Origin of the sequence: Quyinboa mangrovi, assembly GCF_042219825.1 — a bacterium.
In the GTDB taxonomy this organism is placed as follows: domain Bacteria; phylum Bacteroidota; class Bacteroidia; order Bacteroidales; family UBA5342; genus JBHJHP01.
Map to the genome: position 1 here is coordinate 278054 of NZ_JBHJHQ010000004.1, position 14272 is coordinate 292325.

At 38.7% G+C, this 14272-nt stretch carries 11 protein-coding genes; 6 read left to right on the forward strand and 5 right to left on the reverse strand.

Going from position 1 to position 14272, the window contains the following annotated elements; translation table 11 throughout:
- Window positions 1-79 precede the first annotated feature (79 nt).
- Window positions 80-646 (forward strand): hypothetical protein, encoded by a 567-nt coding sequence (locus tag ACE1ET_RS09985; RefSeq protein ID WP_375728254.1) that lies wholly within the window; start codon window positions 80-82, stop codon window positions 644-646.
- Between the two features lie 15 nt (window positions 647-661).
- Here the strand turns inward: ACE1ET_RS09985 and ACE1ET_RS09990 are convergent, their stop codons facing one another.
- Both ACE1ET_RS09990 and ACE1ET_RS09995 read right to left on the reverse strand, forming a co-directional pair.
- Window positions 662-1315 (reverse strand): outer membrane beta-barrel protein, encoded by a 654-nt coding sequence (locus ACE1ET_RS09990; protein WP_375728255.1) that lies wholly within the window; start codon window positions 1313-1315, stop codon window positions 662-664.
- Window positions 1312-1767, reverse strand: coding sequence for a type I restriction enzyme HsdR N-terminal domain-containing protein (locus ACE1ET_RS09995; RefSeq protein ID WP_375728256.1), 456 nt, complete (start codon window positions 1765-1767; stop codon window positions 1312-1314). The genes ACE1ET_RS09990 and ACE1ET_RS09995 overlap by 4 nt, the downstream gene beginning before the upstream one ends.
- Window positions 1768-1818: 51 nt before the next feature.
- Between ACE1ET_RS09995 and ACE1ET_RS10000 the strand changes: the two genes are divergently transcribed.
- The 5 genes from ACE1ET_RS10000 to ACE1ET_RS10020 all read left to right on the forward strand — a co-directional run bounded on the left by ACE1ET_RS10000 (window position 1819) and on the right by ACE1ET_RS10020 (window position 8888).
- On the forward strand, window positions 1819-2595 hold the full coding sequence (locus ACE1ET_RS10000) for an AMP nucleosidase (RefSeq protein ID WP_375728257.1): 777 nt from the start codon (window positions 1819-1821) through the stop codon (window positions 2593-2595).
- Window positions 2596-2600: 5 nt separating this feature from the next.
- Window positions 2601-3602 carry a DNA polymerase III subunit delta gene (gene holA / locus ACE1ET_RS10005; RefSeq protein ID WP_375728258.1) on the forward strand — a complete coding sequence of 334 codons (1002 nt, stop codon included), beginning with the start codon at window positions 2601-2603 and terminating at the stop codon, window positions 3600-3602.
- 407 nt (window positions 3603-4009) lie between these two features.
- Window positions 4010-4684, forward strand: coding sequence for a tRNA (5-methylaminomethyl-2-thiouridine)(34)-methyltransferase MnmC2 (gene mnmC2, locus ACE1ET_RS10010; RefSeq protein ID WP_375728259.1), 675 nt, complete (start codon window positions 4010-4012; stop codon window positions 4682-4684).
- Window positions 4681-7350 carry a cytochrome c biogenesis protein gene (locus ACE1ET_RS10015; RefSeq protein WP_375728260.1) on the forward strand — a complete coding sequence of 890 codons (2670 nt, stop codon included), beginning with the start codon at window positions 4681-4683 and terminating at the stop codon, window positions 7348-7350. Before mnmC2 ends, ACE1ET_RS10015 begins: the two co-directional genes overlap by 4 nt.
- A 152-nt stretch (window positions 7351-7502) precedes the next feature.
- Window positions 7503-8888, forward strand: coding sequence for a tetratricopeptide repeat protein (locus ACE1ET_RS10020; RefSeq protein WP_375728261.1), 1386 nt, complete (start codon window positions 7503-7505; stop codon window positions 8886-8888).
- Window positions 8889-8895: 7 nt separating this feature from the next.
- Here the strand turns inward: ACE1ET_RS10020 and ACE1ET_RS10025 are convergent, their stop codons facing one another.
- The 3 genes from ACE1ET_RS10025 to ACE1ET_RS10035 all read right to left on the reverse strand — a co-directional run bounded on the left by ACE1ET_RS10025 (window position 8896) and on the right by ACE1ET_RS10035 (window position 14259).
- Entirely contained in the window at window positions 8896-10419 is a 1524-nt protein-coding gene (locus ACE1ET_RS10025; protein WP_375728262.1) for a family 43 glycosylhydrolase, read from the reverse strand.
- Window positions 10409-12010, reverse strand: coding sequence for a pectate lyase (locus tag ACE1ET_RS10030; protein ID WP_375728263.1), 1602 nt, complete (start codon window positions 12008-12010; stop codon window positions 10409-10411). The genes ACE1ET_RS10025 and ACE1ET_RS10030 overlap by 11 nt, the downstream gene beginning before the upstream one ends.
- An 83-nt stretch (window positions 12011-12093) precedes the next feature.
- Window positions 12094-14259, reverse strand: coding sequence for a RagB/SusD family nutrient uptake outer membrane protein (locus ACE1ET_RS10035; RefSeq protein ID WP_375728264.1), 2166 nt, complete (start codon window positions 14257-14259; stop codon window positions 12094-12096).
- Between the last annotated feature and the right edge of the window lie 13 nt (window positions 14260-14272).

The following is a 14272-nucleotide window of genomic DNA, read 5'->3' on the forward strand; positions in this document are numbered from 1 at the left end:
TTTTTAACAATAAATGAGTTTGTTAATAATTGTTTTATTGGTATATTGCTGAATATTACTTACTCTAAACCCGTATGTTATGAAGTCGTTGATATTTATTTTTTTAGGATTATTATTTTGTCAGCTTTTAGCTTCGCAGGAAATTAAGCAACCCGAATTTAGAATTGGAATAGGTGTACTGGATGAATTGAATATCGGAAATGGAGGTCCGTATATAATAAGCGAAGCAGTCTTTAGTATTTCTGAACGTCTTTCTGTTAATCCGGGCATTTCTTTTTTTCAATCTACTTTTATAACAAATGATGTACCATGGGGAAAACAAAACCATTCGGGTTTGTTTTTAGATTTGCAACTGGGCTATTCAGTAATTAAAAATGATGCATTTGGCTTTGCAGTTAAAGCAGGATCTTCTTATCAGCGCGGTTATGAATCTTATCGTGAAGCAGCCAGGTATGTGAATGACATTCTTGTTTATGAAAGGTATACCCATAATGACCTTAAACGTTTTGGATTAATCATTGAGTTTGAATTTGAACTTTTGTCAAATGATCGCTTTTCTCATTACCTGAGTCTACAAGCTAAAAGCTTTAATATATTTCCGGAAATGTTATCTGTTTCTTACAAATTTGGATTTCACATTAAATAAAAACCGCATTTCTATTCAATTTACATCACCCGGAACTAACCTCTCCGGTTTATATTCCGGGCGAGGCTTTCTATCCCTGGTCAGGTTCCATGAAACGCCCATGGTTACGATGCCAAGGTTTCCGGTGCCTACTTCAAGGTTCATGGCAAATTTATCTGTTATATAGTACCTAACTCCGGCTATAGGGCCAAATGAAAAATCTACCGTAGTTTCATCAAGCTTTTCAGGAAGATCATTCTGGTGATGGTAGTTCCTACGTATTGTTGTATTGGTTACTACCCAGTTTAATCCGAGTGTTACATACAGGTCAAAATCATTGAACCGGACCTTATCGTTTGTGATTTTTTCAATCCAGTTTCCGTAATGGAATGATGCCAAACCTCCAAACCCGATATTAAAATCCCGGTGAAAATTAGTCGATAATGTATCGTTTGTATATTTATTGCGGTAAAAACCAACTAAAACGCCGTAAGTAAAATAGTCATTGATGAACTTTTCAACCTGGAAAGCCAGTGGCGGGACTTTGTTAATGGAGTAACCTTCCCACTGATTTCTGTTTGAAAAATCCGCAAATGATATTCGGGGAGAAATCAAAAAACTGTCCCTTTTTGTCTGCGCCTGAAGGAGAACAGGAAATAAAATCAGTAAGATCAGTATAAGTTGTTTCATTTAACTATTGTATTCATATCCGGAATATCGGATAAAAACTTAAATGTGTTGTTGCTCTTCTCAATTTTTCCACAAAAATGTTGCAATCCGTTCGAAATAACAAAATAAGTTACATTCAATTTCAGATTGTAATTGCAAATCTGATCCATAGTTTTCTGGCTGATCTTTATTTCAGGTGCTTTGAATTCCAGAATCATAACCGGTTCACCCTTTTTATTATATACAACAGCATCGCACCGTCGGGAGAGATTGTTTATTTTTATTTCGGTTTCAACTGCAATAAGTCCGCGTTGATAATTTTTGTAGTTTAGTAAATAAGCCAAAAAATACTGACGGACATGTTCTTCCGGTGTCAGAACTACAAAGCGTTTTCTGAAAACATCAAAGATCAGTGTTTTTTCACCTTCTTTTTTTATATTAAACGGATGATCCGGAAGATTTAATCGGGTCATTTTGCTATTTTTGAACATTCGGATAAAAACAGGGTTAAAAATAATGTTCCTATGTTGAAAACCAAAAAAGATATTGTAGAGAATTGGTTACCACGGTACACCAAACGTAAACTGGAGGATTTTTCAAAATTCATCCTGCTTACCAACTTTAATCATTATGTTGAGTTATTTTCAAAATGGTATGATGTTCCTATTGTAGGGAAAGAAGGCAACATGCCGAATGCGTCAAATGGTGAAATAACCATTATAAATTTCGGTATGGGAAGTGCCAACGCAGCAACCATCATGGATCTGCTTCAGGCCATTATGCCGAAAGCTGTACTTTTTCTGGGAAAGTGCGGAGGCCTGAAAAAGAGAAATAATCTTGGGGATTTAATTCTGCCAATAGCGGCGATCAGAGGTGAGGGAACAAGCAACGACTACCTGCCACCTGTTGTTCCTGCCTTACCTGCATTTACCCTTCAACGAGCTGTTTCATCTGCTATTCGCGATTTTGAACGCGATTACTGGTCAGGAACAGTATATACAACCAACAGAAGGGTTTGGGAATACGACAATGAGTTTAAAAAATATCTGGTATCCACGCGTGCCATGGCCGTTGATATGGAAACAGCGACCTTGTTTACCGTAGGATTTGCCAACCATATTCCGACCGGATCCTTGCTGCTTGTTTCGGATCAACCCATGATATCGGAAGGTATTAAAACTGATAAAAGTGATACTATTGTAACCCGCGATTATGTAGAGGATCATCTGAAAATTGGCATTGAATCATTGCGTGAGATCATCATTAACGGACGTTCTGTTAAACACCTGAAATACGACTAATTCCGATGGACCATATTTCTGTACTAAATGACTTAAAGAACCGGAAGTTTAAGCCTGTTTATTTTTTGATGGGCGAAGAACCATACTACATTGACCTTATCAGCGACTACATTGAGGATAATGTGTTGAATGATATGGAAAAGGAATTTAACCAAACGGTAATGTATGGTCGTGATGTGGATACGGCTACAGTGATCAATGCAGCTAAACGCTTCCCCATGATGGCTCCTATGCAGGTGGTTATCGTAAAAGAGGCACAAAATCTGGGGAATATTGATCAGCTGGAACATTACCTGAAGCAGCCACAGCCTTCCACTTTACTTGTGATTTGCTACAAATACGGGAAGCTTGATAAACGGAAAAAAGTTTATAAGATGCTTGGGGATGTCGGTGTGGTTTATACCTCTGACAAAGTGAGGGATTATAAAATGGGGGAGTGGATAAACGATTATTGCAGGAACGTAGGTTTGTCCATATCTCCAAAATCATCATTAATGTTGGCGGAGTTTCTTGGCACAGATCTTAGTAAGGTTGTAAATGAGTTAGATAAATTGAAGTTGGTAATGCCGAAAGATTCCAATGAAATTACCCCGAAGCTGATTGAAGAATATATAGGCATTTCAAAAGATTATAATGCATTTGAACTGCAGGAAGCACTTGCAACACGAAATGTGCTAAAAGCAAACAGGATTGTGAACTACTTTGCTGCTAATCAGAAGAACTACCCGATGCAGATGGTTATGGTGCCTGTCTTTAATTTTTTCTCTAACCTGATGATCTTTCACTACCTGAAAGATAAGTCTGATGGATCGGTGGCAAAATCACTTGGCATTAATCCTTATTTCGTCGGGCAATACAAGTCCGCTGCAAAAATATACAATGCCTGGAAGGTCATGGATGTGGTGTCGTTGTTGCGTGAATACGATGCTAAGAGCAAAGGTTTTGGAAATGTGTCTTCGTCCCAGGGAGATTTGTTGAAAGAACTGGCTTATAAGATTATGCATTAAATCTGCGGAATCTCTATCCCCTTACAATATATAATAAGCTGTAACTGATTAAATAATAAACAGATTATAGAAATAAATCTGCAGGATTGATAATGTTTTTGTGAATAGGTGAAAAAGAAAAAGGTAGGCCACTTATCCAAAGCACCGCCTACCTCTTTTGCTAACCTTAAATCTAATACTATGAAAAAAATCCCACAACAAAAGTACGTAAATAATTATGCTGGACAACATATCAGAGCGTTAAAATACGTTAAAAAAATGCTATAAAACATAAAAATGAATTGCTGTATATTTTGCAACCCTTATTAAACGAGGGATTTAGAGCGAAATAATTGTTGAAAATACACTTTAAAAAGTGATATATTTGGATCTGTTTTTATTTTGAAGTATCACTAGTTTTACATGGTATGGATATTAAGGAACTTAAAATTAAAAAAACCGAAGATGGTTCGGCTACATTATTTGTGCCTGAATTGAATGAACACTATCATTCTTATAAAGGGGCAGTTAGAGAATCATTACATGTATTTATTCAGGCTGGTCTTGAAGAATTATCCAGGGCAAGAAAAAATATCAGGATACTGGAGATAGGTTTTGGAACAGGACTTAATGCGTTGCTTACGCTGGACTATACTTTTAGTGATCCCGAATTGAAGGTTCACTATACAACTTTGGAAAAATATCCGTTGGATCTTAATCTTATAATTCAATTAAATTATACTGCGCATTCAAACAATACGATCAGGGAGTTGTTTTCTGATATACATCAGGCTCCGTGGAATTTGGTTTCGGAGATTACAGATCGGTTTTCAATTTTAAAACTGGAAGCAGATTTGACTCAGGAGATAGATTTGGAAAACTGCGATCTGGTTTATTTTGATGCGTTTGCACCAGAAAAACAACCGGAAATGTGGGATGAAGCAATCTTTGAAACCATTTACGGTGCAATGAATAAAGGAGGCATCCTGGTGACATATTGTGCCAAGGGTGAGGTTAGAAGGCGGATGCAACGGGCTGGTTTTAATGTAGAAAGACTTCCGGGACCGCCTGGAAAAAGAGAAATGCTCAGGGCAAGAAAATGAAACATATAATCTATAAACTTTTTTCTGTAAGAATTCTGGCTTTGCTGGGATTGGTTTTTGCGATTGCTATTTCAGTGGCTACTTTTATTGAGTATAATGCCGGTACGGATGAGGCAAGGTATCTGATTTATGATGCATCATGGTTTGAATTCATGCTGGGATACATTGCTATAGGTTCTGTAGTAAACATTTTTTATTCCCGGCTTTACAGAAAGGGTAAGCTTGGGATAATGTTGTTTCATCTTTCTATTGCGGTGATAATCATTGGTGCCGGAATTACCCGATTTGTGGGCGAAACAGGCAGTATCGGTATTCGGGAAGGGAGTTCTTCAAATCTATTGCAACTGGACCAAACAGTGCTTAATGTAAAAGTTATGAAGGCCAGTTCCGTTATTTATGAGGATCATAGAAAAGTAAGACCAAACAAATTTAATCAGGATTACTATCACAAAAGTGTTGTGGTAGATGGTACTGATTTAAATATTCGTTCTGAGGTCTACTCAAAAGGCGAGATGCAATATCCGGTGACAAAATTCAGGATATCCCGGGATCAGGAAGTGGCAGAGGCTTTTGTTTACCATTATTCGCAACACGAACCTACCGAAGTTAAATTCGGTGACGTTTCTGTGGTACTGTCAATTGGTAAGGAGGAAAAAATTCTGCCATTCAAAATAGCGCTTGATAGTTTTATAGTGGAGCGGTATCCGGGATCGCAAAGTCCATCGTCGTTTATTAGTTATGTACATGTTAATGACCCGGAACAAAACAACAATTTTGCCTATTCTATTTACATGAACCACATATTGAAATACCGCGGTTACAGGTTCTTTCAGGCTTCCTATGATGAGGATGAACTTGGAACTATTCTTTCTGTAAACCATGACCCGGTTGGATCGTCCGTTACTTATCTTGGGTATTTACTGCTGGCGTTAGGAATGCTTAAAGCGCTTACAGACCGTAAGAGCAGGTTTGTAAAGTATTTAGGAAAAGTAAAAAATACGCATGTTGTTATTTTGGGATTGATCTTATTTACACTACCTCTTTCGGCACAATCAGAATCGCAGGTAAGCCCTGAAACAGCCAGGATGTTCGGAGAGGTCTGGGTTCAGGCAAACGGAAGAATAAAGCCGATGAATACATATGCGGGCGATCTGTTGCGAAAAATGAGCCGGAAAAGTGAAGAAAAAAACCGGAAAGCCGAAGGCATCATTCTGGAGATCATTAAAGATCCTTCTTCCAGCTCTGCCAAACCATATATTTACAAAAGTGAAACAGGAATTCCATTTCTGGATAATAACCCGGAAAAAAGGATTGCCTACAATGATTTGTTTACTAAAGACGGAGCGTATATCCTGCAAACGGTTGTTCAGAATATTAACCGGAAAAAACCTTCTGAACGGACTAAGACAGAGAACAATATACTGGCACTGGATGAGCGGGCGAACATATTTAATATGTTAAGGCAAGGTAGATTAATAAACCTGTTTCCATTGCCCGGTAAAGCGTCCGATCCATGGATTGATCTCAGGTCTGTGCCCAATGTGTTTATGACCGGAGACAGTCTGACAGAAAAAACATTTTCTCAGTTTTATCTGAATTTTTTCAGCAAAGACCCGAAAGAATTTCAAAAAGCGATGGATTTTGTGGACAGCTGGCAGAAACAGTTTGCTCCTAAAATACTGCCATCTGACAGGATGCGGAACATTGAGCTTTTATATAATAAACTGAACGTGTTTGAACGGTTGTCACATTTTTACGGGCTTGTTGGCTTTATATTTTTGATTGTGGCTATTATTGCCCAGATAAACAGGAAAAAGTTAGCACGATATTTATCTACAGGACTTGGAATACTACTGATTGGTGCAGCCCTTTTTCATGGTGTAGGCTTACTGTTGCGTGGCATTATGACCGGACATGTTCCGGTTAGCAATGGATACGAAACAATGATATTTGTGTCATGGATAAGTCTGCTCATCGGAATTTATTTCTTCAGGAAATCGGATATTACGTTTGCTTTACTGAGTTTACTCTCCGCATCGGCCTTAATGGTGGCTCACCTGAGTTTTATGAATCCGCAGATTACACCTTTGGTCCCGGTATTAAAATCGGTGTGGCTCAATATACATGTAACGGTTATTACGTCAAGTTATGCTTTTTTGGGTGGGAGTGCTATGCTGGCGTTAATTACCCTTTTGCTTATGACGGTTCTTACAGATAAAAACGCTCCCCGTATTTCCGGTACAATCCGTCAATTGATAGTCGTTAACAGGATGATCCTGATTCCCGGATTATACCTGATTACAATTGGTTGTTTTCTTGGCGGCGTTTGGGCAAACCAGTCCTGGGGAAAATACTGGGGGTGGGATCCGAAAGAAACCTGGTGCCTGGTTTCGGTTCTGGTGTACACGTTGGTTGCCCATCTGAATCATTTGCCTGGCCTGAAGGGGAGTTTTTACTACGTGGCAGGTTCGTTGGTCGCATTTTCAACTATTTTGATGACATATTTCGGTGTAAATTATTTTCTTGGTGGTATGCACTCTTATGCCGGCGGAGGAAGCATTTATTCACTGCCATCCTGGATCTATTATGCGGTATTATTTGTTATCGTTTTACTGATTTTGGCCTATAACCGGTATAAAAAGGTGTTTGCAGACACAGAGTGTTAATAACTTTTTAAAATATTAACATCTTGCTTTTTGTGATTAAGTTTCTGTAAATCAGTTTTTTGTGAAAAATGAGATGTTGATTTTGCAGAATTATGGCAATTACCTATTGCTACAGCCAAAATATCTTCCAAAATTTGTTCAAAATTGCTTTTATGCATCAAAAACAGTTTAATCAGGACGGAAATCGCAACAATGATGTTGTAAGTCGTTATGAGGATATGCTTTACCAACAAAAGATTGGGTATTTTGATGTTGAAGAGTTTGAAAGTCTTACAGAGTACTATCTTAACCATATGAAGGTTAAGAAAAGCCTTTTAGTTGTTGAAGAAGGTCTAAAACAGCATCCCGGTTCAATTACGTTATTGTTATGGCAGGCAAGGGTATTGCACAAAATGGGTAAGTATAATTCTGCCCTTGGAATTATTGAAACGCTTAGTTTTAAAATTTATGACGAAGAAGTGCTTATGCTTGAAGGTGAGTTACTTCTGCGTATGGATAAATTTCAGGCTGCAAATGATGTGTTCGAAAATCTTTTGAAAACAAGTGATGACGATATCGACAGAATGTGCCTTGATATTGCATTTCTGTATATGGGTATTCAACAACCTAATGTAGCATTGTATTATCTGAAAAAGGGATTGATGCATAATCCGTTTAATATTGATATATTGTTTGAACTTGCTCTTAATTCGGAAGAGAATGGCAAATCTGATCTGGCAATAACTTATTTGAATCAGCTTCTGGATGTTGATCCTTACAACGAAGAAGCCTGGTACAATATGGGAATGTCGCACAATTCGAATGAGGATTATGATAAAGCCGTTGATGCGTTTGATTATGCTTTAGTGATCGATTCTGGTTTTTATAATGCCATATTCCAGAAGGGCATTGCACTGTTGCGGCAGGATAAATTCCAGGAAGCCCTGGATTCATTTCAGGAATTTTTGAAAGCAGAAACGCATAACGAAGAGGTGCTGATATATCTGGCGGAATGTTATGAAGGTTTAGGTGATTATGTATCTGCAGAGCAAACTTACTATTCTATTCTTGAGTCTGAACCGGATGTTTATGATGCATGGATTGGTCTAGGTTATTGTAAGCAGTCTACTAAAGATTATATAGAAAGTGTCAACTGTTTTAAGAAAGCCATTGAAATGGATGAAACAGATGACGAAGCATGGACAGGAATGGCTGAGAGTTACTTTTATTCAGGTTTTAAAAAGGAGGCGTCGGAGGCATTTACAAAATCATTGAAGCTGAACCCTGAACAGGAGGATGTATGGGTCATGCTTATTGCATTGAGGATCGAAAATAATGAACTCGAAGTAGCACGTTCGGCTCTCGGCATGGCAATTTCGATAGTAGGTGATAATGAAAGTTTGCTGGAATTAAAACGTTTACTGGATATACTGGTCAGTGGTGAGTACGCTAATATACACGTCACCAGAGAAAACGCCTCGGATCTCATATTTAAGGGAGAGCGTTTTAATATGGTTAACCTGAGTAAATTTATCGACCCGGATCAGTATAAAAATTAGTTTATACCTAAAGTTTAGTATACGTAAAATTATCGAAGGTGGTATCGCCTGTTCCGTAAGAATAAATTCCAGGCCTTAAGCTCATAAATCCTCCGAATACATTATGATTGAAACCTGTAGCATCTATACTCCGTTCAACTTTTGTCCAAATTTGGCCATCTCCACTAAAATAGAAACTAATTTCATTTTCATCGTTTAATATTTTCAGGTATCCATGATTCCCGAGCGTATTGGGTTCACGTATTTTTGCGTTTTGTCTGTTGTAAACAGTAAATCTGGTTTTACTGACCTCTATCCGCATATTTCCTTCTTTATTGTAATAAAGACAAAGACCGGATATTGCATCACCGATTAAGTTATATTCCACAGTAACCTCATATTTACGATCGCTGGCGTTCACAAGAAATGGCGTTGTATCGTCAAATGATCTTCCTTTTGCAGACATAACCAGTTTTCCGTTCTTGACTTTTATTCTGTCAGGATCAAAGTCTTTATAAAACTGCCACTGCAAGCCCGGTTCATCTGCTGAAAAATTATCGGATAAAGAACTGTTCAGATTTAATGCTTTGCCGGTTGGTAATTTTAGTTTGTCAGAGCTGTTTATTCCATCCGGAACCTTAAACCAAAGATCATCTGTCCATACAACAGGGAGCATTAATGTTTGTCTCCCAAGCGTCTGAAAACATTTTTCATAACCATGATACATGATCCACCAGTTCCCATCGGTGTCATCCACTAAAGTTCCATGGCCCTGACACCACCAGCGCTGATCCCTGTTTTCTGTATGAACCACAGGATTATACGGTGAATTTTCGAACGGACCAAACGGGGATTTGGAACGGGCAGAAACTACCATATGTGCTGTAGCTGGTCCTGCAGTTCCACCTTCGGCAACAGTTAGATAATAGAATTCGTTTTTTACGGTTAGTTTAGGCGATTCAAGGCAGAAACATTCTGTACTCCATTCTTTAGGGAATTGCCATCCATCATAAATATGTTTCGGTTCACCTATAACACTTAAACCATCTTCTGAGAGTCCGACCACGAAACCTTTAGAGAGGTATAAATATCTGTTGCCCTCAGCATCAACCATGTGACCCGGATCAATAAAACCCCTGAGATTCAAATCAATGGGTTCGGACCACGGACCTGCAGGAGAATCGGCAGTTACTACCCAGTTTGTACCTCCGGCAGGGAAGTAAATGTAATACCGATTGTTGAACTTTAAAAAGTCAGGTGCCCAGACGGAACCTACATATTTATGCAAGGCATGTGCAATTCTTTCCCAGTGAATAAGATCTTTAGAGTGCCAGATCAATAATCCGGGATAGTATTCAAATGAGGAGTGTGTCATATAATAATCTTCTCCATCACGAAAAACGGACGGATCAGGGTAGTCCCCTCCGAGAACAGGATTTTCGTAATATGTCCCGGAAATATCCAGGGTACTTTTATCTTCTTTCTGCTTTTTGGTATTGCAGGAATTCAGCAATGATAGTATTATAAAAGTGAGGATGATATTAATTTTCATGTTGATTATTTTTTAGAAATTGAATGAGCGCCAGCATATTACGTATATATTGTGATGTAGAGATATATTCCTGGTCAGACATATCCCTGTAAGGTGACGTGTCTGTTTCGTCTCCTACAAAGGTCGTTGCATATTTATCAGTTTCGGTTTTGTTTTGTCCGTCACCAATGTACGGGTGGCTGGTCATGGCATGTTTAATAAGCCATCGGTGTTTTTCATCCAGTGAATTTATGATATCAGAAACAGTTTCTTTTTTTGGGTAAAACATGAATTTGAAACCACTTAGATTATAATATTTTTGTGGTGTATCTGCTTGAGTAAATGGTGAGGGAAGGAGAGGAGACTCTTTGGTGACTTCTTCAGCATTTAATTCTGAAAGGCGCTTATATTCGTTTTTCAGTTGTTCTAATGGAACCCTGCATTTTCCATAATAATGTGAAGGGAGGTTTTGATCACTTTCATCGGTATAATAAATGCCATATTTAACATTCGATCCTTTTCGGTGAACGAAGATAGGTTTGTTAGTTTCAGTATTGACAAAGGTCGGATGTGTGCGTTCGCCTTCAATCTCGGTTTCTGGTAGTTTTGTATTCTCAAGCCACTTAATTGCGGCAGGTACATTTTCAAGAAAACGAGTATCACCGGTGTACTGGTAAAATTTAAGCAGCAAAAATGCATTTTCGCAAGTGGTGGATGGTAAAAAGGCCAGCGGTTCAAAAGTTCGTGCACTGGCAGGTTTAAGATCCATATCCAGTTGTTGTGCCCACGCTCCGCAATTGTCCTGCGAAAGCAGGTAAAAATCCATTCCTTTTTTTATGGGCTCAAGAAATCTTTTTTCACCAAGTGTGAGGTAACATTGTATCAGAAAATTTATGTTTTCCCAAGTTACATCATCATTGAATGTATAAAACGAAGTATAATCAGGAAATCCCTGTTTGATAAAATCATGTCGTAAAGGATAGCGTTGTGGCCAGCCGCCATTTGGATACTGACTCTCCAGAATAAAGTTGATTGCTTTATCCAGTGAGGGTTTGTATTTGGGATCCAGTTTTTCAAGGTACATTTGCAATAAGAAACGGGCCGCATCGCTTGAAACATCATCATCGAAGGTGGAATTGCCATAGTAATGCTGAAATTCCTCCAGCCTCCAACCGTTTTTTCCGATTGTTTCATACCAGTGTTTTAATGATCTATCACCCGCAAAATCCACCATGTAATTCCATCCACCTTCAGGGTTTTGTCCCCAGATAATGGCAGCAGCTGCTTTTTCTGCAGCCTGATAATAGTATTCATTACCTGTAACGTGATAGGCTTCCATGAACACATGCCCCATACTTACAGTGCCAGGATGTTGGAGCCATATCATAGTTGGATATGCTTCCATTTCACCCCATTGTCGAGACATATCGGGCAGATAATTCCAAAGATAACCACCATTGGTACTGACGTCATCCACCATAAAACGGGTGGCATCATACATGGTCTCCAAAACTTTTTGTGTGATGGAATCTTCGGATTGACTAAAACTATTGATTGGTCCGATAAGAGAGCAACTCAATATGACCACCAAAGTGAATAATTTCTTTTTCATAATACAACGGGAAGAAGGTTAGCATTTAAGCCGAAAAAGGGAAGTCCTTAAGGACTTCCCTTTAATTATTTTATAATTAAAATTTATTGTTGTGGAAAACCATATCCGTTTGTTATTTTACCTTCAGAAGTAGAAATGGTTTGAGCAGTTAAAGGATACATGTAAATTGGTGCTAATCCTTGTTGATACCCACGGAAAACATATGTGGAATATTCGTCTGAGAAATCGGTAAATTCACCTGTCTCATCCGGCAATTTGTATCCAACTATGTCTGCTCCCCAGCGTGTTCTTACATAACCATCAGCTTCGAGTTGTGCGGCTTCCGCGCCATTTGGATCAATGTATCTGAATAAACCTTTAATGGCGGTATTCGTATTATAGTCACCATTATATTTAGCCCCGATACCTTCACCGCCTACATTTTCCCAATCATTATACTGACCTCTCCATCCAGGGAAGAGCAGAGGATTAGATTCATCTGTGCTCTGGGTAGTTAAACGATAACCTAATTCAGTACCAGCATCAACTTCTTTAGTCCAAACGTAACATGGGAATACGTTGCCATTAGCGAATTCATAATACCCATTTGTTTTAAGTCCCTGTACCATTGCAGCAAGATTTGCTTTAAGGGTTTCGATCATTTCCGGCAATTTACCGTTATAAAGCATATCCCATTTGCGGATTCCTTCACCTGCCAGTTCGAACTTTCTTTCGGTAAGAATCGCATCCAAGAGAGCATCACCTGATTTACCGTTGATATAAGAATCTACTTTATCTGCCTGTTTATCGGAAGAGAATGCACGACTACGAACTTTTTTCCATTCTTCCTTGGCACCGGATTCGTCGCCTAATACGGCATCAACTTCTGCCAGTAACAGAATCATATCTGACATATGCATATAAGGATTGTTTACCCCTGATTGGCGTTGTGCCTGATAATAAGGTGGGCTCATACGGTTTTCATCCCATTTGTTATTGCCGAAACCACCGTTGGTTTTATTACCAGGTGTAAGGCTTAGTAATGTTTCCCTTCCATTGCCCTGACTACATGTCACAGCTACTGTAACATCCCGTCTCATGTCGTCAGGATCATAATCGCCGTAGTAAAATGTAGGATGCATTCTGCTTTGTCCATAACTTTTACATGGAAAAGCATTGGAGCCACCTCCTCCGGACGGACGACCAAAGGCATATGGACGTTCTGAGTATACGCCCTGTGTTTCAGGGATTTCGTAAATAGATTCTGTAGAAACATCCAGATCCAGCATTTGTTGGAATTTATACTGGAATGGATTACCAAATTTTTCACCATTTGCTCCGGTACCCCGAGGGTCTGAAGTGATCAATTCTGCAGCACCTGGATTATTAACAAGGTCAGTCAGATATTTTTTAGCTTTTTCGTAGAATTTCATATAGTCTGTACGGCGCTCGTAAATTCCGCCATTGTTTTCAGCACCCATTGTTTCAAACGAAATGGTGTTGCCATCCAGATCATGGTAGAATTCAGCTCCAAGGTCTGTACGACGTGTAGAGTAACCGCCTGCAAATAAGCATAAACGTGCAACCAATCCTTCTGCATACGTACGTGTCATTCTTGTTTTTACAGACTGTTCATTTTCACCGGCACGGTACATTAATGGAATAACTTTCTCAACTTCTTTTATGTGATATTCCCATATATAATCACGGCAGGTTAAGAAAGAATCAACATCCAGACTTGAAATCTGATTCACAATATCACCAAAATAACGGGTTAATTCGTAATAAATAGTAGCCCTTAAACAAACAGCTTGTCCGTAAATATTTGAAAGGTCGGTTGGTGTTTGATTGTCCAGCCAGTCCTGATAAAAACTGGTTGCTTCATAGTTGGTTATTAATTGATTACAAGTAGCAATAACGTTGTAACCTCTTGTCCATCCTGTTGAACCGATATCAATATTTGCCCAGGCTGAGGTTCCTCCATAATATAAGTTTTCGGGAATGTGACGTTCCTGGTCTGCATATTTCTCAGGATGACGTTCTGCATCTGAGCTACATACACTAAGTTCATAAAACATCCCGTTTGAGTGAATGCGACTGTCTCTCCATACATCATAAGCACCGTCTAACAATGCCAACGCACTGGTTGGATTTGAAAGTACTTCTTCGAGGGTTATTTCTGAAGGGGAAGATTGCTCGATGTAATCCTTACAGGAGGTACTAATCAGTACAGCACCTATAAATGTGAATATATAAATTATCCTTTTCATATGTATTATAAAT

What these genes read in the sequence shown, in the direction of transcription:
- holA (WP_375728258.1), top strand. Translation starts at nt 2,601, where the DNA reads ATGGACCATATTTCTGTACTAAATGACTTAAAGAACCGGAAGTTTAAG.
- ACE1ET_RS09985 (WP_375728254.1), top strand. Translation starts at nt 80, where the DNA reads ATGAAGTCGTTGATATTTATTTTTTTAGGATTATTATTTTGTCAGCTT.
- ACE1ET_RS10020 (WP_375728261.1), top strand. Translation starts at nt 7,503, where the DNA reads ATGCATCAAAAACAGTTTAATCAGGACGGAAATCGCAACAATGATGTT.
- ACE1ET_RS09990 (WP_375728255.1), bottom strand. Translation starts at nt 1,315, where the DNA reads ATGAAACAACTTATACTGATCTTACTGATTTTATTTCCTGTTCTCCTT.
- ACE1ET_RS10035 (WP_375728264.1), bottom strand. Translation starts at nt 14,259, where the DNA reads ATGAAAAGGATAATTTATATATTCACATTTATAGGTGCTGTACTGATT.
- ACE1ET_RS10030 (WP_375728263.1), bottom strand. Translation starts at nt 12,010, where the DNA reads ATGAAAAAGAAATTATTCACTTTGGTGGTCATATTGAGTTGCTCTCTT.
- mnmC2 (WP_375728259.1), top strand. Translation starts at nt 4,010, where the DNA reads ATGGATATTAAGGAACTTAAAATTAAAAAAACCGAAGATGGTTCGGCT.
- ACE1ET_RS10025 (WP_375728262.1), bottom strand. Translation starts at nt 10,419, where the DNA reads ATGAAAATTAATATCATCCTCACTTTTATAATACTATCATTGCTGAAT.
- ACE1ET_RS10000 (WP_375728257.1), top strand. Translation starts at nt 1,819, where the DNA reads ATGTTGAAAACCAAAAAAGATATTGTAGAGAATTGGTTACCACGGTAC.
- ACE1ET_RS10015 (WP_375728260.1), top strand. Translation starts at nt 4,681, where the DNA reads ATGAAACATATAATCTATAAACTTTTTTCTGTAAGAATTCTGGCTTTG.
- ACE1ET_RS09995 (WP_375728256.1), bottom strand. Translation starts at nt 1,767, where the DNA reads ATGACCCGATTAAATCTTCCGGATCATCCGTTTAATATAAAAAAAGAA.